The following is a 21,749-nucleotide window of genomic DNA, read 5'->3' on the forward strand; positions in this document are numbered from 1 at the left end:
TAAATGGGACTTTCGTGGCGCTCTGCGCCGTCATCGGACTATTCCTGCGGGATAGGTTGAAATGAAACTCGGACGATTGAATCACGTAGGCGTGGCCACCCCATCGATCGAGAATTCGGTCGCCCTTTACCGCGAGAGGATGGGCGCCGAGGTGGTGCGGGACCCGTTCGACCTGCCGGCGCAGGGTGTCCGCGTCTGCTTTGTCGACACGCCCAACAGCCAGATCGAGCTGATCGAGCCGCTGGGCGCGGACTCGCCGATCGTCAAATTCCTCGAGAAGAACCCCGAGGGCGGTCAGCATCACCTCTGCTTCGAAGTGCCGGATATCGAGGTGGCGCGGACCTTCTACGACGGCAAGGGGGTACGGATCCTCGGACAGACGCGGATCGGGGCGCACGGCACGCCGATCTTCTTCCTCCACCCCAAGGATATGGGCGGCGTGCTGACCGAGATCATGGAAAGCCCCAAGCAGGCGCATTGAGCATGAAGGCCCGCTGGCCGATCGCTTTCCTGTTCCTCGCGGCGTGGTCCGCAAATGGGCCTGCGCGTTCGCCCAGGTTGACGCTGACCTCGTCCGCTGCCGCTCCCGCCGACAAGCCCGGCATCCAGACGCTGAGCGATTACGCCTATTTCTACCGTCCCATCGGCGCCGCAAGCGGCCCTCGGCCACTGCTCGTCCTGCTGCACGGTGCGGGCCTGTCGGCGAGCGGCTTCATCGACGGAGCCCGCGCCGAGGCAGACCGCTGCGGGTGCCTGCTGCTGGCGGTCCAATCGAAGGGCGCGACCTGGGACACGATCAGGCTGGCGACTCGACCCGCGTTCGACGGGGCGACGAACGTCTATCGCATGTTCGGAACCGATACCGGTCGGATCGAGGCAGCACTTTCGACCGCGCTCAGGGCCGGCGATGCCGACGCGCAATCGGTCGTGCTGGTCGGCTTCTCCGACGGTGCCAGCTATGCGCTGAGCCTTGGGCTTGCCAACCAGTCGATCTTTCGCGGGGTGGTCGCGATTGCGCCGGGCTTCTACGTCGAGCCTCCCTCGACCGGCGCGAAGCAGCGGCTGTTCATCGCCCATTCCCCGGCCGATCGCATCTTGCCGTTCGAGCGTACCCGGGACGATATTGTTACGCCGCTCAAGCGCGCTGGGTTCGATCTTCGCTTCCGGCAATTCGAGGGCGGGCATACTGTAATCCCGTCGGTTCTCGCCGAAGGAGTGGACTACGCCCTGGACCGCACCGCGGCGGCAGACTGAGGAGGAACAATGGCCAAGCATTTCGCAACCATCCGCTGGTTCGCCTCGCCCGGCGAGGACTTTGCCAAGGGCCAGTACAGCCGCGCGCACAGCTGGAATTTCGACGGGCTGGCCAATGTCGCCGCTTCGGCCAGCCCGCACATCGTGCCGATGCCCTGGGCCAATCCCAATGCGGTCGACCCGGAGGAAGCTTTCGTCGCCAGCGCCGCCAGCTGCCACATGCTGTTCTTCCTCGATTTCGCGCGGCGTGCGGGGGTGATCGTCACCAGCTATGACGACGAGGCCGAAGGCGAGATGGCCAAGGGCGACGACGGCAAGATGCGCATCACCCGCATCACCTTGAGGCCGCGCATCGTCTTTGGCGATGTCGCGCCGACGGGGGAGATGCTCGATGATCTCCACCACAAGGCGCACGACGCCTGCTTCATCGCCAATTCGATCACCAGCGAGATCGTCATCGACCCGCGCGACTGAGCAACGCTGAAGCTTCCCCTTCCCGCTCATCCTGAGTAGGGACTGAGCGAAGCGAATGGCCCGTATCGAAGGACGGTCCTTCGATACGCTGGTTCGACAAAAGGCCCCATCAAAGTACTACTTTGATGGGAACCCTGGCTCACCAGCTACTCAGGACGAGCGGTTTTTGATGTCGAATGATTTTGAGAAGTGGAAAGCGCTCGCGGCCAAGGAGAGCAAGGGCCGCGACCTGACGCGCGACACGCCCGAGCATATCCGCCTCAAGAATGTCTACGGGCCCGAAGACGCGGCCGCGATCGACAGCGGCCTGCCGGGCCTGCCGCCCTACACCCGTGGCCCCTATGCGACCATGTACGCCGGCCGCCCCTGGACCATCCGCCAGTACGCCGGATTCTCGACCGCCGAAGAATCCAACGCCTTCTACCGCCGCAATCTGAAGGCCGGGCAGAAGGGCCTTTCGGTCGCGTTCGATCTCGCCACCCACCGCGGCTATGACAGCGACCATCCGCGCGTCGCCGGGGATGTCGGCAAGGCGGGCGTCGCGATCGACAGCGTCGAGGACATGAAGCTGCTGTTCGACGGCATTCCCCTGGGCGAAATGTCGGTCAGCATGACGATGAACGGCGCGGTGCTGCCGGTGATGGCCTTCTACATCGTCGCCGGCGAGGAGCAGGGCGTGCCCCGCTCGGCGCTTACCGGGACCATCCAGAACGACATCCTGAAAGAGTTCGCAGTCCGCAACACCTACATCTACCCGCCCGAGCCCTCGATGCGGATCGTCTCCGACATCATCGCTTACTGCGCGGAGGAGATGCCCAAGTTCAACAGCATCTCGATCAGCGGCTATCATATGCACGAGGCCGGGGCGACTGCGGTGCAGGAGCTGGCCTACACACTCGCCGACGGCATGGAATATGTCCGCGTCGCCAAGGCCGACGGGCTCGATATCGACGATTTCGCGCCGCGCCTCAGCTTCTTCTTCGGCATCGGCATGAACCTGTTCATGGAGGTCGCCAAGCTGCGCGCGGCGCGCACGCTTTGGGCGCGGATCATGACCGACCTCGGGGCCCAGACCGAAAAGTCGAAGCTGCTCCGCACCCACTGCCAGACGTCGGGCGTGTCGCTGACCGAGCAGGACCCCTACAACAATGTCATCCGCACCACGATCGAGGCGCTGGCGGCGGTGCTGGGCGGGACCCAGTCGCTGCACACCAACAGCTTCGACGAGGCGATCGCGCTGCCGACCGATTTCTCGGCCCGCATCGCCCGCAACACCCAGCTGATCCTGGCCGAGGAGAGCGGGGTGACCGCGGTCGCCGACCCGCTCGGCGGCTCCTACTATGTCGAGGCGCTCACTCGGGAGCTTGAGACCAAGGCCTGGGCGCTGATCGAGGAGGTCGAGCAGCATGGCGGCATGACCAAAGCGGTCGCGGAAGGGCTGCCCAAGATGCGGATCGAGGAAGCCGCCGCCGAGCGCGCGGCCAAGGTCGACATGGGCGAGACGGTGATCGTCGGCGTCAACCGTTACCGGCTGGAGAATGAACCGCATCTCGACATTCTCGAAGTCGACAATGCCAAGGTCCGCGCCGGGCAGATCGCGCGGCTGGAGAAGATGCGCAAAGGCCGCGACGAGGCCAAGGCGCGCGCGGCGCTGGATATGCTGGAGGCGGGCGCCAAAGCTCCTCCCCCATCGGGGGAGGTGGCGCGAAGCGCCGGTGGGGGCGCCCCCCTCAGTCAGCCTTCAGCTGACAGCTCCCCCAAGGGGGGAGCAGCGAACCTCCTCGCCCTGGCCGTCGAATGCGCGCGGGTGCGCTGCTCCTTGGGCGAGATTAGCGACGCGCTGGAGCGAGCGTTCGGCCGCTACCACACCAAGCCGGAACCGGTGCGCGGCATCTATGGCCGCCGCGACGACGGCCGCTGGAAAGAGGCGGTCGCGGGAACCCAATCGGTCGCCAAGCGGATGGGCCGCAAGCCCCGCATCCTGGTCGCCAAGATGGGCCAGGACGGGCACGACCGCGGCGCCAATCTGGTCAGCTCGGCGTTCGGCGACCTGGGGTTCGAGGTGATCGCCGGGCCGCTGTTCCAGACCCCACGCGAGGCGGCCGAACTGGCGGTCGAAAGCGACGTCGACGTGGTCGGCGCGTCATCGCTCGCGGCGGGCCACAAGACTTTGATTCCCGAGCTGATCGCGGCGCTGAAGGAGGCCGGCCGCGCGGACATCAAGGTGGTCGCCGGCGGGGTCATCCCGCCGCAGGATTACGCCATGCTGCGTGAGGCGGGGGTCCAGGCGATCTTCGGGCCGGGGACCAACCTGGCCGACGCCGCCGACGAGGTGCTCCGCCTGCTCGGTCATAACAAGCCGCCGGTCGAGGAAGCGGCGGAGTGAGACTTGGATGGCACGAAATTCTGCTGGTCATCGGCAGCATGATTTGTGCTGCCGTCGTTGCTGTTCAGTATATGCTCGTCGACGCGAACGACTGTAGCTACACGCCGACCGATGCTTGCCGCGCTTTCATGTTTTACGAGCCGCGTTTGGTCCTATGGCGGGGCGCAGCGATCGAGCTACTGATTGTTGCGGTCTATCTCTGGTTTCGGAAGCGCTGAATGTTCAAAAAAATCCTGATCGCCAATCGCGGGGAAATCGCCTGCCGAGTGATCCGCACCGCGAAGCGCATGGGGATCAAGACGGTCGCGGTCTATTCCGACGCCGACGCCCGCAGCCCCCATGTCCGCATGGCCGACGAAAGCGTCCGGCTCGGCCCGGCGCCGGCGGCGGAAAGCTATTTGAAGGCCGAGCTGATCATCGACGCCTGCAAGGCGACCGGCGCCGAGGCGGTGCACCCGGGCTATGGCTTCCTTTCCGAGCGGACCAGCTTCGCCAAGGCGCTCGACAAGGCCGGCATCGCCTTCATCGGCCCGCCGCCCAAGGCCATCGCCGCGATGGGCGACAAGATCGAATCCAAGAAGCTGGCGTCCAAGGCCGGGGTCAATGTCGTCCCTGGCTATCTCGGCGATATCGCCACCACCGACGAGGCGGTCAAGATCGCGCATGGCATCGGCTTTCCGGTGATGATGAAGGCCAGTGCCGGCGGCGGCGGCAAGGGCATGCGCCTCGCTTACAACGAAAAGGACGTCCGCGAAGGCTTCGAGGCGACCAAGCGCGAGGGGCTCAGCAGCTTCGGCGACGACCGGGTGTTTATCGAGAAATTCATCGAGGACCCGCGCCACATCGAGATCCAGGTGCTCGGCGACAAGCATGGCAACATCCTCTATTTGAACGAGCGCGAATGCTCGATCCAGCGCCGCAACCAGAAGGTGATCGAGGAAGCGCCGTCGCCCTTCGTCACGCCCGAAATGCGCAAGGCGATGGGCGAGCAATGCGTCGCACTGGCCCGCGCCGTCGGCTACTACAGCGCCGGCACGGTCGAGCTGATCGTCAACGGCGCCGACCCCAGCGGCAAGAGCTTCTACTTCCTGGAAATGAACACGCGGCTGCAGGTCGAGCATCCGGTGACCGAGGAAACCACCGGCATCGACCTGGTCGAGCAGATGATCCGCGTCGCCTATGGCGAGAAGCTCAAGCTCAAGCAGGAAGACGTGCCGCTCAATGGCTGGTCGATCGAGGCGCGAGTCTATGCCGAGGATCCGTATCGCGGCTTCCTGCCGAGCACGGGGCGTCTGACGATCTATCGTCCACCGGCGCAGTTCGGCTCCGTTCTATTGGATCGCGCAGAGACGCAGAGACGCAGAGGGGTCGAGACTGACTCCAACGTCTCTGCGCACTCCGCGTCTCTGCGCGAACAAAATATTCCCCGCTCGCGCGGGGGCGGTGAGCCACGAATAAGAGTGGATGACGGCGTCGCCGAGGGCGGTGAGATTTCGATGTTCTACGACCCGATGATCGCCAAGCTGATCAGCTGGGCGCCGACGCGCGAGGCGGCGATCGACGAGGCCGTGGCGGCGCTCGACGCGTTCCAGCTCGACGGCATCTCGGACAATGTCGATTTCCTCTCCGCGCTGCTGCAGCATCCACGCTTCCGCGCAGGCAACCTCACCACCGGCTTCATCGCCGAGGAATATCCCGAGGGCTTCCACGGCGCGCCGGCCGACGAGCAATTGCTGGCCGATTTGGCGGCGCTGGCCGCGATCGTCGAGCTGACCTACGAAACGCGCGCCGCGCTGATCGACGGTCAGCTCGGCCAGCCGCAATTTCCCGAGGCGGTACAGGTAGTGCGCATTGGCAAGCGCGACTTCACCGTTGCGATTGCGCCCTATGACGGCGGCAACCTCGCGATCGTCGACGGCGGCGAGGCGGTCGACGTGGTCGGCGACTGGGCGCCGGGGAACAGGCTGATGGTCGCGGACATGGACGGGCGCTCGCGCATCGTCCAGGTGGCGAAAAGGGGACGCAGCTGGCTGCTCACCACGCGCGGCGCGGCGCATCCGGTGCTGGTGATGCCGCGACATATCGCCGGGCTGGCCGGGCACATGATCGAGAAAGTGCCGCCCGACATGTCGCGCTTCCTGCTGGCGCCGATGCCGGGGCTGCTGACCCGGCTGGAGGTCGCCGCCGGCGACAAGGTCGAGGCCGGCCAGCCGCTCGCGGTGGTCGAGGCGATGAAGATGGAGAATATCCTCCGCGCCGAGAAGGGCGCGACGGTCAAGGCCACCGCGGCCAAGGCCGGCGACAGCCTGGCGGTCGATCAAATCATCGTGGAGTTTGAATAGTTCCCCGGCGAAGGCCGGGGCCCAGGATCCGAAGGATTTGATGGAGGGTCAATGAAAGCCGGCTTCGTCTACATCATGGCGAACCGGAAGAATGGGACGATCTACACTGGCGTCACCAGTGACCTCATCGGTCGTGTCTATCAGCATCGTGAGGGATTGATTTCTGGATTTACGAAGCGGCATGGCTGCAGATTGCTGGTGTGGTTTGAAGTTCACGACGACCTCCAGGACGCCCGATTGCGTGAGTTGCAGATCAAGGAATGGAAGCGAGCCTGGAAAATTCGGCTGATCGAGGAGAGCAATCTCGAATGGGAAGATCTCTATCCGACATTGACATGATCCGGCTCTCGCCGGCCTGGGCCCCGGCCTTCGCCGGGGAACAAGTGGTGGCGGTCGATCAGGTTGTCGTGGAGTTTGAATGAGCGCGTGGCTTGCCGCACTGATGATTATCGCGCCGGCTGACGCCGATCCCGTAACGAATTTGCTGAACTCACTGGCGGGCGAGTGGGCGATCGTCGAGCATGGCGATGGGAAGGATGTGCAAGGTCTAGAACGCTGGTCCGTCGGCGTCGCCGGCCAGATTTACTTCGAACATTACGATGCCGGTTCCGGCAATGACCGTACGCTCGGCTCGGCAGCGATCTGGAAGGGCGATGGCGGCAAGTGGCGTGGCGTATGGTGCCAGGACGGCCAAGGCTGCATGAACCTGCACGTTGCCGCAGATAACGGCGAGCTTGTGATCATTCCCGACCCGACAGCGCCGGCCGAGCTGCGCTCCATGCGTGAGCGCTTCGTGCTGAAGTCGCCAACCGACATGGAGCAGGTTATCGAGACCTGTTCCGAAAAAGGCGTCTGCGTCAAAGTGCTGACTGTCACCGGCCGGCGAAGATAATCACTGATTCCTCAACTCCACCCTTCTCAGTTTCCCCGTAGCCGTCTTGGGCAAAGCCTCGACGAACTCGATTTCGCGCGGATATTTGTATGGCGCAATCGTTTCTTTGACGAAATTCTTGAGTTCGGAAATCAACGCCTCGCTGGGCGGCACATTGGCCCCCAGGACGATATAGGCCTTCACCTTCTGGCCGCGCTCGGGGCACGGCACGCCGATCACCGCGCATTCGGCGACGGCGGGGTGGCCGAGCAGCGCGTTCTCGACCTCCGGCGCGCCGATATTGTAGCCGCTGGAGACGATCATGTCGTCGCTCCGCGCCAGGTACCAGAAATAACCCTCCCGGTCCTTGCGGTAGGTATCGCCGGTGAGGTTCCAGCCGTTCTCGACGTAGCTCCTCTGCCGCGGGTCATCGAGGTAGCGGCAGCCGGTCGGCCCCTTGACCGCCAGCCGGCCCTCGCCCTCGTCCATCGGCCAGCCGGCTTCGTCGAGCACGGTCGCTTGATAGCCGGGCACCGCGCGGCCGGTGGAGCCGGGGCGGATCGCGTCGCCGCTCTCGGAAATGAAGATGTGCATCATCTCGGTCGAGCCGATGCCGTCGACGATGCTGATCCCGCTATGCGCCTTCCACGCCGCCCAGGTCGCGCTGGGGAGGTGTTCGCCGGCCGAAAGGCAGCCGCGCAGCGTCACCAGCGCCTCTTCCAGTCCGGGCTGCGACAGCATCGCTTTGTAGGCGGTCGGCGCGGTGGCGAGATGGCTGACGCCATGCTTGGCCATCGCCTCCAGCATGGCCGGCGCCGAGGGCTGCTCGATCGTCGCGGTGGCAGCGCCGAAATAGAGCGGGAACAGCATGGTCGCGCCCAGCCCGAAGGTGAAGGCGATCGGCGCGCTGCACATGATGATGTCGCCCGGCGCCATCAGGAAATGCGCCATGGCGAAGGTCGCGCATGGCGCCATTATGTCGCGGTGATACTGGATGCAGCCCTTGGGGATGCCGGTGGTGCCGCTGGTGAACGCCACCAGGGCGGGATCGTCGCTGTGCGTGTCGACCGGCGGCAGCGGCTCCAGCCCAGCGCAGCGCGTCTCCAGCTCGCCCTGGCCATAGTCGCCGTCATATTTGACGAGATGCTTGATGAAGCGCGTCTGGCTCATCGCCCCGCGGAAGTCGCCGATGTAGCGGCTGTCGACGATCGCATGGCTGATCTCGGCGCTGTCGATTACCGTCGCGATCTCGCCGGGGCGGAGTAGCGGCATGGTCGTCACCGCCACCCCGCCGGCCTTCAACACGCCGAGCCAGGCGGCGAACAAGGTATAGCCGTTGGGTCCGCGCAGCAGCACGCGGTTGCCGGGGATCAGTCCCTGGGCCTCGACCAGCAGCCGGGCGATGCGGCCGGAGAAATCGTCCAGCTCGGCATAGGTCCAGCGGCCATGGTCGTTGACCACGGCGAGGTTGCCCGGCTTGCCGCGCTTCAACAGCTCGGCGGCGGCGTTCAATCGTTCGGGAAAGTCGAGCAGGAGGAATTCGGGCTGCTGGTCGGCGGGCGGCAGCCGGTCACGGACGAAGGAATCATACCCACTCATTCGTCATTCCCGCGCAAGCGGGAATCCCGCTTCTTTTATTGCGCCGGAAGGAAGCGGGGCCCCCGCTTTCGCGGGGGTGACGGGTTGGGGGAAATTCACTCCGGCACCACGGCCGTCGCCTCAATCTCGACCTTGGCGGCGGGTTCGACCAGGCGCACCACCTCGACCAGCGCCATCGCCGGATAGTGCGGCCCCATGATTTCCTTCCAGGCCTCGCCGATCTCCTTCAAACTGGCGAGATATTCGTCGATCGAGGTGACGTAGCAGGTTAGTTTGGCGATATTCGCCGGACCGGCGCCGTCGCAGGCGAGGATGGCGAGGATGTTGCGCAGCACCTGGGCGAACTGGCCGGCGAGCGTGTTGGAGACGAAATGCTCCTGCTCGTCCCAGCCGACCACTCCAGCGGTAACGATCACACGGCCGTGCGCGGCCATGGCGTTGGAATAGCCCTTGGGCCGTGGCCAACCGGGAGGAAGCAGGCTCTTCATCGCGAATAGCCCTTTACCACGTCGCGGCCGATGATCATCCGCTGCACTTCGCTGGCGCCTTCATAGATGCGCAGGGCGCGGATTTCGCGGTATAGCTCCTCGACCTTGGCGCCGACCGTGACACCCAGTCCGCCATGCATCTGCACCGCGGCGTCGATCACTTTCTGTGCTTCGTCGGTGGCGTGGAGCTTGGCCATCGCCGCGGCGAGGCGGTTGTCGGCGACTCCCTGATCCTGTTGCCAGGCGGCGCGGGCGATCAGCAAGGCCGAGGCGTCGATGCTCGTCGCCATCTGGGCCAGGCGATCCTGGGTCACAGCATTGTCGGCGAGCGTGCCGTCGCCAAGCTTGCGGCTCGTCGCGAACCTCAACGCCTCGTCGAGCGCGCGGCGGGCGAAGCCCAGCGCCGCCGCGCCGACCGTCACGCGGAACAGGTTCAAAGTCTGCATCGCGACCTTGAAGCCGTCGCCCTCGCTGCCCAGCAATTCACCGCGCACGCCGTCGAATTTGAGCCGGGCCAGCGGGTGCGGCGCGATCACCTCGATCCGCTCTGCGACCGTGAGGCCTGGGTCGTCGCCGCGGACGATGAAGGCCGAAATGCCGCGCGCGCCGTCTTCGGCGCTGCCGGTCCGCGCGAACACCGTCAGCACATCGGCGATGGTGCCGTTGCTGATGTAGCTTTTCTCGCCGGTCAGCACCCACCCGTCGCTATCGCGTGCCGCGCGCATGGCGATATTAGCCGCGTCGGACCCGGTCTCTGGCTCGGTCAGGGCATAGGCGGCGATTGCCTCCCCTCCGCCGACCTTGGGCAGCCACGCGCCCTTCTGCGCTGCGCTGCCGAACAGGCTGATCGCGCCCGATCCCAGGCCTTGCATGGCGAAGGCGAAATCAGCCAGGCCATGGACCCGCGCCAGCGTCGCCCGGGCGATCGCCAGGCTGCGGACGTCGGGCGCCTTGCCGTCCTGCGCCACGCACAGCTGTAGGAAACCGGCCTTGCCCAGTTCTCCTACCAGCGCCCGGCAGGCCTCGTCGGGATCGGCGGCATGTGCGTCATCGATGGTATCATGAGACCATTGCTCGATCCGCTTCGCCAACTCGCGATGGCGCGGCTCAAAGAACGGCCAGTCGAGCCAGTCAGTCACCCTGGAACTCCGGCTTCTTCTTGGCCGCGAAGGCTTCGTAGGCGCGGCGGAAATCGTTGGTCTTCATGCACTCGGCCTGGGCTTCGGCCTCCATGTCGATCGCTGTCTCGATCGACACATGCCATTCGGCGTCGAGCTGCTTCTTGGTCATATAATGGGCCTGGACCGGCCCGCCGGCGAGGCTGCGCGCCAGCGCCAGCGCCTCGGCCTGCACATCGTCGACGATGCGGCTGAAGAAGCCCCACCGCTCGCCCTCCTCGGCGCTCATCGAGCGGCCGGTGAACAGCAGTTCGGCCGCACGGCCATGGCCGATGATCCGCGGCAAGATGGCACAGGCGCCCATGTCGGCGCCGGAGAGGCCGACGCGGGTGAACAGGAAAGCGGTCTTGGCGCTCGGCGCGGCGAGGCGGAGGTCGCTAGCCATGGCGATGATCGCGCCCGCTCCCGCGCAAATCCCCTCGACCGCGGCGACGATCGGCTGCGGGCAATTGCGCATCGCCCGCACCAAATCGCCGGTCATGCGGGTGAAGTTGATCAGGCCGCTGTCATCCATCCGGGTTAGCGGGCCGATGATTTCGTGGACGTCGCCGCCCGAGCAGAAATTGCCGCCCGCGCCGGCGATGACCACGCATTTGACCGCCGGCGTATGCTCCAGCTCGAAGAACAGGTCGCGCAGCTCGGCATAGCTGTCGAAGGTCAGCGGGTTCTTCTTGTCCGGCCGGTTGAGCGTGATGGTCGCGACATCGCCGTCGAAGTCCCAAAGGAAATGGCTGGGCTCGAGGTTGTTGGGATCGATGCTCATGCGGTGGTGCCACCATCGATGGTCAGCGCAGCGCCATTCACATCGCGGCTTTGCGGCAGGCAGATCGAAAGGATCATCGTCGCCACCCCATCGGGGTGGATCAGCTTGCCGTGTCGGTTCATCGCCGCCAGCGATTGGCGGGCTTCATCTTCGCTGCGCTTGGAGACTTTGGAAATGCGCGCGGCACTGTCATCGACCATCGGCGTGTCGACGAAAGCCGGGCAGATGGCGTTGACGGTCATGTTCGACGTGGCGAACTCGACCGCGAGGCTGCGCATCAGCCCGATCAGGCCATGCTTCGAGGCGGCGTACGGCGCTGCATAGGCGGCGCCCTTCAAGCCGGCGACCGAGGCAATGAACACCATCCGGCTGTCTTCCTGTGCCAGTAGGTCGGGAAGGCCGAGCTGGGCGCAATCGAAGGCGGCGCTGAGATTGGTAGCGATGATCCGGTCCCAGGCTTCGCGCGAGGTCCGGCCGAACGGCGCGCTGTCGCCGATTCCGGCATTGACGATCAGGAAGCTGATCGGGCCGTTGGCGGCGCGAGCCTCGTCGAAGGCGCGGGCGATTGCGTCCCGGTCGGTGACGTCGCAGGCAATCGCCTTGCCGTCGACTAATGCCGCCGTCCGTTCGAGCGGCTCCAGCCGGCGGCCGAGCAGCGAGATTTTGGCGCCGGCGGCATGAAGATGGGTTGCGGCCGCCGCACCGATGCCGGTGCCGCCGCCGGTGATCAGGGCGTGGCGCCCCTGAAGCCAATCATTCTCGGCCATTGCGTTCCTCTCTTTCCCTGCTTGGCCGAACAGCCGCGACGTGGCAAGGACACGGCGGGGCATAGGGGGAGCGATAATGTTTCGAACCTTGCTGGCGATCTCGGCATCGCTTTACCTGGTGTCATCGCCGTCCGGCGCGGCAGCGAAGCCGGGGGATTACCTGTTCGTTTTCACGGGCGACCAGGCGGCCAAGGGCAATGATTTCCTGGCGGTGATCGACGCCGATCCGGCCTCGCCGGGCTATGGCAAGCTGCTGACGTCCGTGGCGACCGACCAGGTCAGCGTCCGTCCCCACCATACCGAATATGAAATGCCGGCGAGCGGGATGCTGTTCGCCAACGATCACAACGCCAACCGCAGCTTCATTTTCAACCTCACCGATCCGCTGCATCCCAAGGTCGTGACCTCGTTCCGCGACCTGGCCGGCTTTGCCATGCCGCACAGCTTCCTGCGCTTGCCCAACGGCAATGTCCTGGCGACCTTCCAGCAACGCCGCAGCGCCGACGGAGCGCACGACATGCATGGCGAGCATGACATGGCGGGGATGAGCGGCAAGGAACTGACCGGCGGGGTGGTCGAGATCGACGATCGCGGCCAAGTGGTCCGGGCCGTCAGCAACGCCGATCCGGCCCATCCCGACTGGCCGCTGCTGCCTTATTCGCTGATCCCCATGCCGGGCATAGACCGGGTGCTGGTGACCAATGCTCCGATGCAGGATGAATATTTTCTGCAGAGCGTGACCTACCAGATCTTCCGCCTGTCGGACCTCAAATTGTTGGGTACCTACCAATTGGACCCCGGGCCATCGCTCAGCGGCCACATCGACCCCGAAGAGGCGCGTGTCGGCCCCGATGGCGCGGTCTATATCCAGACCTTGAGCTGCGGATTACAGCGGGTGACCGGAATGGACGGCACTCACCCCAAAGCGTTTATGGTTCACCAGTTTCCCGGCACCTTCTGCGGCGTGCCGACTATCGCGGGACATTATCTGGTCCAGTCGGTCGGAAGCATCGGCGGGTTCGTCGTGCTCGACATTGCCGACGGCACCAAGCCGGTCGAAGTGTCGCGGCTGACGATCGATCCCGGCTATGCATCGCACTGGACCGCCTGGGATCCCACGACCGGGCGGCTGGTGGTGACGTCGGGCAAGGCGGGGGACCGGCTTTATATCCTCAAGCTCGACGCCAAGACCGGGCAGCTGACGATTGACGAGACGTTCCGCGATGCCGACGGCAAGGCGGGTTTCAACATGGCCGGCAAGACCTGGCCGCACGGTTGGACCGGCGACGGCAAACCTCATGGGGCCGTGTTTTCACGCTGACCGAGTGCCGCCGGGCTTGGCGAGCAGCGATGGCCGTGCCAAGCGCGTGGCGAGGAGATTGCCCAATGAAGACCCGCGCCGCCGTTGCCTTCGAAGCCAAGCAGCCGCTCGAGATTGTCGAGCTCGATCTCGAAGGTCCCAAGGCCGGCGAGGTGCTGGTCGAAATCATGGCGACCGGCATCTGCCACACCGATGCCTATACGCTCGACGGGTTCGACAGCGAGGGCATTTTTCCCTCGGTCCTCGGTCATGAAGGCGCCGGCGTGGTCCGCGAGGTCGGCGCGGGCGTGACCAGCGTGAAGCCGGGCGACCATGTCATCCCGCTCTACACGCCCGAGTGCGGCAAGTGTAAGACCTGCCTCAGCGGCAAGTCGAACCTGTGCACCGCGATCCGCGCCACGCAGGGCAAGGGGCTGATGCCTGACGGCACCAGCCGGTTCAGCTACAATGGACAAACCATCTACCATTATATGGGCTGCTCGACCTTTTCGAACTTCACCGTGCTGCCCGAGATCGCGGTCGCCAAGATCCGCGAAGACGCGCCGTTCAAGACCAGCTGCTACATCGGCTGCGGCGTCACCACCGGGGTCGGCGCGGTGACCAACACCGCCAAGGTCCAGCCGGGCGACAATGTCGTCGTGTTCGGGCTCGGCGGCATCGGCCTCAACGTCATCCAGGGTGCCAGGCTGGCCGGCGCGAACAAGATTGTCGGCATCGACATCAACCCCGACCGCGAGGGATGGGGCCGCCAATTCGGCATGACCGATTTCCTCAACACCAAGGGCATGACCCGCGACGAGATCGTCGCCAGGATCGTCGAGATCACCGATGGCGGCGCCGACTACTCGTTCGACGCGACCGGCAATACCGAAGTGATGCGCACCGCGCTGGAATGTTGCCATCGCGGCTGGGGCACCAGCATCATCATCGGTGTCGCCGAAGCCGGCAAGGAAATCGCCACCAGGCCGTTTCAGCTGGTCACCGGCCGCAACTGGCGCGGCACCGCGTTCGGCGGCGCCAAGGGCCGCACCGACGTACCGAAGATCGTTGATATGTATATGGACGGGAAGATCGCGATCGACCCGATGATCACCCATGTCCTGACCCTGGAAGAGATCAACAAGGGCTTCGACCTGATGCATGCCGGCGAGAGCATCAGGAGCGTGGTGGTCTACTGATGAGCGACAGGGTCAACCTCGATGAGAAGCTGGGCAGTTTCTCCGACCATTGGGCGCCGCGCATCGTCGCGCGCTACAACGACCATGAGGTACGACTGGTGAAGGTCGAGGGCGAGTTCATCTGGCACCAACATGACGACACCGACGAACTGTTCCTGATCCTCGACGGCACCCTCGACATGGAATTCCGCGACCGGACGGTGACGCTCGGCCCCGGCGAGCTGATTGTCGTACCAAAGGGAACCGAACATCGGCCGTGCGCGCGTAACGGCGAGGTCCAACTGATGCTGATCGATCCCAGGGACATGCCCAATACCGGCGATCCGGCCACCGCCACGGTCGCCGTCGAAATCTGAGGGGAGAAGGACGGATGTTCAGTCATGTGATGGTCGGGTCGAATGACCTGCAACGATCGAAACATTTCTATGACGCGTTGTTCGGCAAGGAAGGCCGGGCCGACGACAAGGGCCGGCTGAGCTACGGCCGGCGCGGCGCGGTGTTGATGGTGTCCAATCCGATCAACGGCGAGCCCGCGACCCATTCCAATGGCGGTACCATCGGCTTTACCTTCGACAGCCCCGCTGAAGTCGATGCCTGGCACGCGGCCGGCTGCGCCAATGGCGGCAAGTCGTGCGAAGACCCGCCCGGCTATCGCGAGAATGCATTCGGCAAGCTCTATCTCGCCTATCTGCGCGATCCCGACGGCAACAAGCTGTGCGGACTGTACCGCCCGCAGCAATGACGATTGAAGCGGTCAGCGAGGTCAAGAGCCACGGCGGGGTGCAGGGCGTCTATCGCCACGCCTCGTCGAGCACCGGCACGGACATGGTGTTCAGCGTGTTCGTGCCCGAGCATAAGCCGGGCGCGAAGCTGCCGGTGCTCTGGTATCTGTCCGGCCTGACCTGCACCCATGCAAACGTCACCGAAAAGGGCGAGTTTCGCGCCGCTTGCGCAGAGTCGGGTATCGTCTTTATCGCGCCGGACACCAGCCCGCGCGGCGAAGGCGTTCCCGACGACAGCGAGGGTGCCTGGGATTTCGGGCTTGGCGCCGGCTTCTATGTCGATGCGACCGAGGAGCCGTGGGCGGCCAATTACCGTATGTGGAGCTATGTCACCTCGGAACTCCCCGGCCTGATCGCCGAACATTTCCCGGTCGACATGGATCGCCAGGGCATCACCGGCCATTCGATGGGCGGCCATGGCGCATTGACGGTCGCGCTACGCCATCCGGGCTGGTTCAAGTCGGTTTCGGCCTTCGCGCCGATCGTGGCGCCGAGCCAGGTGCCGTGGGGCGAGAAAGCGCTCGGATATTATCTCGGCGAGGATCGGCTGGCGTGGCGCGCGCATGATGCCGTCGCGCTGATCGAGGATGGCGCGCGGCTCGAAGAGTTGCTGGTCGATATCGGCGAGACCGACCCCTTCTTCGAGCGCGAGCTCAAGCCCGAGCTGCTGGATCAGGCCTGCGCCAGCGCCGGCATCCCGCTGACCCTGCGCCGCCAGCCGGGCTATGACCATAGCTATTATTTCATCTCGAGCTTCATGGCCGACCATGTCCGCTGGCACGCGGAACGGTTAACCGGATGATCGGCTGGGCGGACGAGGCGCTACGTGGCGGCACCGCCCTGGCCGCCGGAGTGCTGATCGGTATCGAGCGGGGCTGGCACCAGCGGGGCCGGGAAGAAGGTTCCCGCGTTGCCGGGATCCGGACGTTTTCGCTGCTTGGACTGACCGGAGGCCTGGCCTCCTTGCTCGGAGCGAAAGGGCAGCCGCTGATTGCCGGTGCCATTGCCATTGCCGCCTGCGCGGTGCTGGTGATCGGCTATGCCGGTTCGCTCCGGGAGCGGCACGATGCGACCACGGCCATCGCCGCGTTTGTGACGTTGACCATCGGCTTGCTCGCCGGACTGGGCAGCATTGGCCTGGCGATTGCCGCGGCAGCCGTCGTCGTCCTGATCCTTGCCATGCGCGAAGAGTTGCACGGCTTTGTCGACCGGCTCGACGAAGCCGACGTCAAGGCGCTGGCGCGCTTTGGGATCATCGCGCTGGGTGTCCTGCCCTTCCTGCCCAACCGGGCAATGGGGCCCTACGACGCCTGGAACCCGTGGAAGCTGTGGTGGGTGGTGGTGCTGGTCACCGGCTTCTCGTTTATGGCCTATGTCGCCAACCGTATCTTTGGCGCCCGGCGAGGGACCATCGCCACCGCCTTGATCGGCGGCGCCTATAGCTCGACGGCGGTGACGCAGTCGCTTGCCCAGCGGCTGGGCTCGAAGGAAGCCGGCGGCGCCGAGGCCGCCGGCATCGCGCTGGCCAGCGCGGTCATGTTTCTGCGCGTGGTCTTGCTGGTAGCGATCATCGCACCGCGAATCCTGCCGCCGTTTGTGCTGGTCATCTTGCCGGCTTTGCTGGTCGCCTGGGCGGTCGGCTGGTGGCTTTATCGCAAGGCCAGCAGCTGCGAGGGGCCAAGCCCGCCCGGCAACCCTATTGCCCTGGGACCGGCGCTCGGCTTCCTCCTTTTCATTGCAGTGGCCGCGGTAGTCGCCCGCTGGGCGCAAGGACAGTTTGGCGAGCAAGGCATTGCCATATTGCTGCTGATCATGGGCTCGATGGACGTTGACGCCGCGATCGTCACCGCCGGCGGGCTGCCCCCGGAGTCGATCACCGCCGCGCTGGCCGCGCTGGCGCTGGGCGGAACGATCATCGCCAACATGGCGGTCAAGATCGGCGTGACGCTGGCCTATGCGCGAACCAAGGGCAGGCCGGCGGCACTGGCCCTCGGTGCGAGCACGGCCGCGCTGGCGGCGAGCCTGGTCGTCGGGTGGTTCAGGCTTTGATCAAGGATTGTCCTGGTTTTTGGTCAGGACCGTCGGCCAGTTGGCCTTGCCGCGCTCGATGGCGGCGGCCTGGTCGGCTTCCCACAGTTCCTTCGCGCGGGCGTTAAAGTTCAGGTAAAGCTTGCCGTCGACGATCTTCCATTGTTCCGGATCGCCGGGCGCGACATAGCCCTGGCTTACCGCCCAAGCACAATAGCCACCGAACTGGGGCTCGAATGCCGCGGGGTCCGCCTTGAACTTGGCCAAAGCGTCGGCTGACGCGAACAGCCAGGTCGCGCCCTTATATTGCAACTGGTGGGCCTTGCTGCCGCGCGCTGGCTTTCCCTGCAGGAAATAGGCCGTGACGTCGTAGCCTCGTGCGGCAAGATGGTCGGCCTCGACGCTGATTTCGGGTGCGGGCGTGCTTGCCGCTGGCACCGCGGCAGGGACCGCAACCAGCATAGCGAGCGGGATCAAACGCAAAGCAACGAAACGCATATCATTCTCCAGCTTGGGGTTGGTCAGGCGATTTTGAGCAGCCGGTCGAGCGACAAGCGGCCGCCGCCGAAGGCAATGAGGGGCAGCATCAGCCCAGCCCAGCTGAGGTGCGTCGGCCATGCGTCGGGGTAGACGAAGGTCTGGATGACCAGCGTCATGCCGAGCAGCGCGAGGGCCGACATACGGGTAAAAAGGCCGAGCACCAGTAGGACCGGGAATAGGTGCTCGGCCCCCGCCGCCATATAGGCGGCGAGCTCGGGAGGCAGGAGCGGCAGCGCATATTCGCTGCGGAACAGCTCGATGGTCGTGTCGGGAATGGTGAAGATCCCTTCGACCTTGGTTCTGCCGGATTGGAAGAAGACCGCAGCAATGCCGAGCCGCTGGACAAGCAGCAGCAGGGAAGGCGACAGTGCCCGTTCGGCAAGGACGGTCAGGTGCTGGTAAGCCGACTTGGGCACATCTTCGGTAATGGTGGCCATGGGATGGTCCTTTCCTTTAGGTCACAGAATGATGATCGCGCCGGACGCGACGCCGCGGCGCAGAAGTTCGGGAATGTCGGCCGTCGGAAATATTGCCGCGACCTTTGTCACGACATCGGCAACCGACGTCGGGATGGTGCACGCCAGCAGCAGCCGGTGAAATGCGGCATCAATCGGCTCGGCACGAACGCATTTTCCGGGCCGGGTGAACAGCGCGCCCTCTTCGACCCATTCGGGCTCCAATTCGGCCATTGCCCATGGATCGCGATGCGCCATCCAGGTGGTCATGGCGGGACTCTCCATCCAGGCGAATCGTGCCGTTGGGTGAAGTGCAATTCTGGCACCGGCATTGGGTTGAAATGGCGTCGCTGTTGCATCTGCCGCGAGGAAAGACTCGAGCCATAGCCAATCGAGGAGCGCGACGTCGGCGATATAAGGGAGCTCGGATGTCCATGGCTGGTGGCCGAGGAAGGCAGCAAAGTCATGGCCGTAGTCCGACAGAACCGGGCCCGCCGGCGGTCTTTCCCGCCGATAATCGAGCGCCACCTGGGTAAACATCTCCTCACCGACCAGCATGTCCACCGTCGGAAAGGAGGCGCGCAATGCCTCTACTACGCCTCGCGCCGCCGTGTTGCGGTATACGGCGAACGCTTGCGACCGGAACGAGGGCTCGGACTGGCCATCAGCCATCAATGCCGCAGCGAAATCGCGTTGGAAGTTGGCGAGATCAGACATGAACAACCTGACGCGTTCCGGCCATCATCCCGGCTGCCTTGTCGCGCTCGGCGAGAAGCAGGTCGAATTCGGGAATTGAGTCATCGCGCTCGATCAGCGTCGGCGGGTGATCGGCGCCGCAACGTGCCAGCAGCCAGTCGTAGAGCCGCCAGACTTCTTCCGAAATTGGCGCGTCATGGCTGTCGATCAGCAGCGATCGGCCGAGCAGCGGATCTTCGGAATGCCCTGCCAGATGAATTTCGCCAATGGCATGGCTGGGCAACGCATCGAGGTAGGAAGCAGGATTGAATCCAAGATTATTGGCGCTGACGAAGACATTGTTGACGTCGATCAGCAGGCCGCAACCGGTGCGTCTCACCAATTCGGCGAGGAACAGGCTTTCTGGCCACTCGTGCCCCTCAAGCTTCATATAGAGCGAAGGATTCTCGATCAGGATCTTCTGGCCGAGCACAGACTGGGTGATGTCGATGTTGCGGGTGATGATATCCAGCGCCTCATCGGTACGCGGGAAGGGCAACAGATCGGGGAAGCTGGATTGCTCGAACCGCGACCAGGCCAGATGTTCGGAGACCAGGAACGGCTTGAATCGATCGATCAGGCGCTTGAAGCGGGCAAGGTGATCGCGATCCGGTTCGTCGACGCCGGCCAAGGAAAGGCCGACGCCATGAAAGGACAGCGGGAAGCGCTCCCGCAGTGCTTCGAGCATGGCGAGGCGGGGTCCGCCGTCGACCATGTAATTCTCGGCATGGACTTCGAACCAAAGTCCGGCCGCCGGACAGGCCATGGCCTGCTCGTAATGGACGGGCTTGAAGCTCAGTCCGGCGGTCGGGTTCATGGTGCTTAAGCTGCCTTCGGGGTCAGCGAGCCAAGGCCCTTGGGGGTCTTGATCGCAGTGCAGGTGCCCTTGGCGACGTATTTCCAGGCGTTGCCGGCATAGTTGCGCTTGGACGTTCCGGCACAGCTGGTGCCCGGTCCGGCGGCGCAGTCGTTCTTGCCGGCGAGCGAGACGCCATAGCATTTGTCGGCGTTTGGCTGCGGCTTGGCCGGTCCGGCCATCGCGGCGGTGGCAGCAACAGCAGTGAGCGCGCCGGCAACTACGATGTTGGTGAACTTCATGACAATCTCCTTGGCTTGAACGGTCGTTCAGGCGAGCGAATGATCGGTTCCAGGCGAGCGAAGATAAAATGCCTCTTTCGCATTATCTCGATGCATTCGACCGATTTGCGTGGCCATGATGCGGCCACGAATTACCATTCGACGCGCCGCGAGGATCGGTTACAGGCGAACGCGAACTGGGTGACTTGCCCCGGCTGTAACTTCCGCAACTGGAACTGCGTATGACCGAAGGTATGGACCTGTTTGAAGCGAAGCTGCAGGCGCTGATGGTTGCGGCGATGAACGGCCATGCCCAGGCTTATCATGCCTTGCTTCGCCTCTGCGCCGAACGGCTGCGCTCCTATTTTCGGCGGCGTCTGATCGGTCGCGATGCAGATGTGGAGGACCTAGTGCAGGAAACGCTGATTGCGATTCACCGGAAGCGGGCGACCTATGATCCGTCGTTGCCGTTCACCGCGTGGCTGCATGGCATCGCGCGCTATCGGCTGATCGATTTCCTGCGGCGGGACCGTCGCACGGTGTCACTTGCCGCCGACGAAGAATTCGAACCGATCGACGCGGGACGGGTCGACGCGGTGTTAGCCGAAATCGATGTCAGTGCGATGCTTGCGACATTGACTCCGAAACAGGCCGCCGCAATCCGGCTTACGCGAATTGAGGGATATTCGGTGCGAGAGGCTGCGACGATGACGGAGCAGAGCGAGCCTGCCGTCAAGGTCAACGTCCACCGCGGACTCGGTCGCCTGATGGCCGCCATCAAGGGTGACGAATGATGCGAACCGAAGACTTGATCGCCGATTTTGCGGCTCGCCCCTGGCCGGCAACGAATCCGGCGCTACGCCTGGCATTTGCCATGATCGTCGGTTGGCTCGTGTCGCTCGTCGGGCTTGTCATGATGCTCGGCATGCCGCTCAGCGCGGTAAGCGAGACAGGTACGACGCCATTCGCGCTTAAGTTGGGATATACGATTGCGCTGACCTTGCTCAGCGCGGCTGTGGCCCTGGCGGCAGGAAAGCCCGGCCGCCGACTGGGTCCAGCGTCGGCGCTGATTGCCCTGCCAGTCGCAATCATTGCGGTCGCGGCCGGCCTTGAGTTGGCGGCGACGCCCCCCGCAGGCTGGAGCGGCCTGATCCTGGGCTCGACATCCGGCACTTGCATGGCAGCGATCGCGCTCGCCAGCCTGCCGATCTTCGTGGCCGTCGTCTGGGCTTTTCGGGTGATGGCGCCGACGCGCACGGCAGTCGCCGGGTTCGTTGCGGGCCTGAGTTCCGGCGCGGCGGGATCGGTCGGATATGCGCTCTATTGCCCGGAAACCACGGCTTCCTTCCTGCTCGTCTCCTACACGCCAGGGATCCTGATCCCGGCTTTGGTCGGGGCCATTATCGGACCACGACTACTGCGGTGGTAACCGGGCGCCCCGGACATCGCGCATAGCTTTTATAGTATATCTGTATGGCGCGGATTGGATGGGCCAGTGTAAGAAGGTCATG

The 21,749-nt window shown here is 64.6% G+C and carries 25 protein-coding genes; 15 read left to right on the top strand and 10 right to left on the bottom strand.

What is annotated here, in order from left to right; translation table 11 throughout:
- Positions 1-61 precede the first annotated feature (61 nt).
- The 7 genes from mce (at position 62) to Q0C64_RS00890 (ending at position 7,348) form a co-directional block, all read left to right on the top strand.
- Positions 62-481: a methylmalonyl-CoA epimerase gene (gene mce, locus Q0C64_RS00860; protein ID WP_294120162.1), complete on the top strand. Its 420-nt coding sequence runs from the start codon at positions 62-64 to the stop codon at positions 479-481.
- A gap of 2 nt (positions 482-483) precedes the next feature.
- A complete protein-coding gene (locus tag Q0C64_RS00865; RefSeq protein ID WP_294120163.1) occupies positions 484-1,254 on the top strand; it encodes an alpha/beta fold hydrolase in 771 nt (256 codons plus the stop codon).
- A gap of 9 nt (positions 1,255-1,263) precedes the next feature.
- Entirely contained in the window at positions 1,264-1,728 is a 465-nt protein-coding gene (locus Q0C64_RS00870) for an OsmC family protein (protein WP_294120165.1), read from the top strand.
- A 169-nt stretch (positions 1,729-1,897) separates the two neighbouring features.
- Positions 1,898-4,114 carry a methylmalonyl-CoA mutase gene (gene scpA / locus Q0C64_RS00875; protein WP_294120167.1) on the top strand — a complete coding sequence of 739 codons (2,217 nt, stop codon included), beginning with the start codon at positions 1,898-1,900 and terminating at the stop codon, positions 4,112-4,114.
- 218 nt (positions 4,115-4,332) lie between these two features.
- Positions 4,333-6,456, top strand: a complete 2,124-nt coding sequence (locus Q0C64_RS00880; RefSeq protein ID WP_294120168.1) for an acetyl/propionyl/methylcrotonyl-CoA carboxylase subunit alpha — start codon at positions 4,333-4,335, stop codon at positions 6,454-6,456.
- Between the two features lie 51 nt (positions 6,457-6,507).
- Positions 6,508-6,795, top strand: a complete 288-nt coding sequence (locus Q0C64_RS00885) for a GIY-YIG nuclease family protein (RefSeq protein WP_294120170.1) — start codon at positions 6,508-6,510, stop codon at positions 6,793-6,795.
- A 79-nt stretch (positions 6,796-6,874) separates the two neighbouring features.
- The gene (locus tag Q0C64_RS00890) at positions 6,875-7,348 is read left to right on the top strand and encodes a hypothetical protein (RefSeq protein WP_294120172.1); all 474 of its coding nucleotides are present in this window, start codon (positions 6,875-6,877) and stop codon (positions 7,346-7,348) included.
- Here the strand turns inward: Q0C64_RS00890 and Q0C64_RS00895 are convergent, their stop codons facing one another.
- From Q0C64_RS00895 to Q0C64_RS00915, 5 genes are all read right to left on the bottom strand, one after another.
- Positions 7,349-8,926 (bottom strand): AMP-binding protein, encoded by a 1,578-nt coding sequence (locus Q0C64_RS00895; protein ID WP_294120174.1) that lies wholly within the window; start codon positions 8,924-8,926, stop codon positions 7,349-7,351.
- A gap of 95 nt (positions 8,927-9,021) precedes the next feature.
- Positions 9,022-9,414: a RidA family protein gene (locus Q0C64_RS00900; protein WP_294120175.1), complete on the bottom strand. Its 393-nt coding sequence runs from the start codon at positions 9,412-9,414 to the stop codon at positions 9,022-9,024.
- On the bottom strand, positions 9,411-10,553 hold the full coding sequence (locus Q0C64_RS00905; protein WP_294120178.1) for an acyl-CoA dehydrogenase family protein: 1,143 nt from the start codon (positions 10,551-10,553) through the stop codon (positions 9,411-9,413). Before Q0C64_RS00905 ends, Q0C64_RS00900 begins: the two co-directional genes overlap by 4 nt.
- A complete protein-coding gene (locus tag Q0C64_RS00910) occupies positions 10,546-11,355 on the bottom strand; it encodes an enoyl-CoA hydratase family protein (RefSeq protein ID WP_294120180.1) in 810 nt (269 codons plus the stop codon). The genes Q0C64_RS00905 and Q0C64_RS00910 overlap by 8 nt, the downstream gene beginning before the upstream one ends.
- Positions 11,352-12,122 carry an SDR family oxidoreductase gene (locus Q0C64_RS00915; protein ID WP_294120182.1) on the bottom strand — a complete coding sequence of 257 codons (771 nt, stop codon included), beginning with the start codon at positions 12,120-12,122 and terminating at the stop codon, positions 11,352-11,354. The genes Q0C64_RS00910 and Q0C64_RS00915 overlap by 4 nt, the downstream gene beginning before the upstream one ends.
- A 76-nt stretch (positions 12,123-12,198) precedes the next feature.
- On the opposite strand from Q0C64_RS00915, the gene Q0C64_RS00920 reads away from it, so the two are divergent.
- From Q0C64_RS00920 to Q0C64_RS00945, 6 genes are all read left to right on the top strand, one after another.
- Positions 12,199-13,443, top strand: a complete 1,245-nt coding sequence (locus Q0C64_RS00920; protein WP_294120183.1) for a hypothetical protein — start codon at positions 12,199-12,201, stop codon at positions 13,441-13,443.
- 65 nt (positions 13,444-13,508) lie between these two features.
- Positions 13,509-14,621 carry an S-(hydroxymethyl)glutathione dehydrogenase/class III alcohol dehydrogenase gene (locus tag Q0C64_RS00925; protein ID WP_294120185.1) on the top strand — a complete coding sequence of 371 codons (1,113 nt, stop codon included), beginning with the start codon at positions 13,509-13,511 and terminating at the stop codon, positions 14,619-14,621.
- Positions 14,621-14,977, top strand: a complete 357-nt coding sequence (locus tag Q0C64_RS00930; protein ID WP_294120186.1) for a cupin domain-containing protein — start codon at positions 14,621-14,623, stop codon at positions 14,975-14,977. The genes Q0C64_RS00925 and Q0C64_RS00930 overlap by 1 nt, the downstream gene beginning before the upstream one ends.
- A 14-nt stretch (positions 14,978-14,991) precedes the next feature.
- Positions 14,992-15,363: a VOC family protein gene (locus tag Q0C64_RS00935; protein ID WP_294120187.1), complete on the top strand. Its 372-nt coding sequence runs from the start codon at positions 14,992-14,994 to the stop codon at positions 15,361-15,363.
- The gene (fghA, locus tag Q0C64_RS00940) at positions 15,360-16,205 is read left to right on the top strand and encodes an S-formylglutathione hydrolase (protein WP_294120188.1); all 846 of its coding nucleotides are present in this window, start codon (positions 15,360-15,362) and stop codon (positions 16,203-16,205) included. The genes Q0C64_RS00935 and fghA overlap by 4 nt, the downstream gene beginning before the upstream one ends.
- Positions 16,202-17,452 (top strand): DUF4010 domain-containing protein, encoded by a 1,251-nt coding sequence (locus Q0C64_RS00945; protein WP_294120189.1) that lies wholly within the window; start codon positions 16,202-16,204, stop codon positions 17,450-17,452. The genes fghA and Q0C64_RS00945 overlap by 4 nt, the downstream gene beginning before the upstream one ends.
- Here the strand turns inward: Q0C64_RS00945 and Q0C64_RS00950 are convergent, their stop codons facing one another.
- From Q0C64_RS00950 to Q0C64_RS00970, 5 genes are read right to left on the bottom strand one after another with little or no spacing between them, the layout of a single operon-like run.
- Positions 17,453-17,929, bottom strand: coding sequence for a YHS domain-containing (seleno)protein (locus tag Q0C64_RS00950; RefSeq protein ID WP_294120190.1), 477 nt, complete (start codon positions 17,927-17,929; stop codon positions 17,453-17,455).
- A gap of 23 nt (positions 17,930-17,952) precedes the next feature.
- Positions 17,953-18,408 carry a DoxX family protein gene (locus tag Q0C64_RS00955; protein ID WP_294120191.1) on the bottom strand — a complete coding sequence of 152 codons (456 nt, stop codon included), beginning with the start codon at positions 18,406-18,408 and terminating at the stop codon, positions 17,953-17,955.
- Between the two features lie 21 nt (positions 18,409-18,429).
- Positions 18,430-19,143 (bottom strand): DNA-binding domain-containing protein, encoded by a 714-nt coding sequence (locus tag Q0C64_RS00960; protein ID WP_294120192.1) that lies wholly within the window; start codon positions 19,141-19,143, stop codon positions 18,430-18,432.
- Positions 19,136-19,978: a DUF692 domain-containing protein gene (locus Q0C64_RS00965; RefSeq protein WP_294120193.1), complete on the bottom strand. Its 843-nt coding sequence runs from the start codon at positions 19,976-19,978 to the stop codon at positions 19,136-19,138. Before Q0C64_RS00965 ends, Q0C64_RS00960 begins: the two co-directional genes overlap by 8 nt.
- A gap of 5 nt (positions 19,979-19,983) precedes the next feature.
- Positions 19,984-20,259: a DUF2282 domain-containing protein gene (locus Q0C64_RS00970; RefSeq protein ID WP_294120194.1), complete on the bottom strand. Its 276-nt coding sequence runs from the start codon at positions 20,257-20,259 to the stop codon at positions 19,984-19,986.
- A gap of 266 nt (positions 20,260-20,525) precedes the next feature.
- On the opposite strand from Q0C64_RS00970, the gene Q0C64_RS00975 reads away from it, so the two are divergent.
- Both Q0C64_RS00975 and Q0C64_RS00980 read left to right on the top strand, forming a co-directional pair.
- A complete protein-coding gene (locus Q0C64_RS00975; RefSeq protein WP_366004065.1) occupies positions 20,526-21,032 on the top strand; it encodes a sigma-70 family RNA polymerase sigma factor in 507 nt (168 codons plus the stop codon).
- On the top strand, positions 21,032-21,667 hold the full coding sequence (locus Q0C64_RS00980) for a DUF1109 domain-containing protein (protein ID WP_294120195.1): 636 nt from the start codon (positions 21,032-21,034) through the stop codon (positions 21,665-21,667). Before Q0C64_RS00975 ends, Q0C64_RS00980 begins: the two co-directional genes overlap by 1 nt.
- Positions 21,668-21,749 lie beyond the last annotated feature (82 nt).

It is taken from the genome of Sphingomonas sp. (assembly GCF_023266535.1).
Taxonomy (GTDB): Bacteria; Pseudomonadota; Alphaproteobacteria; order Sphingomonadales; family Sphingomonadaceae; genus Sphingomicrobium.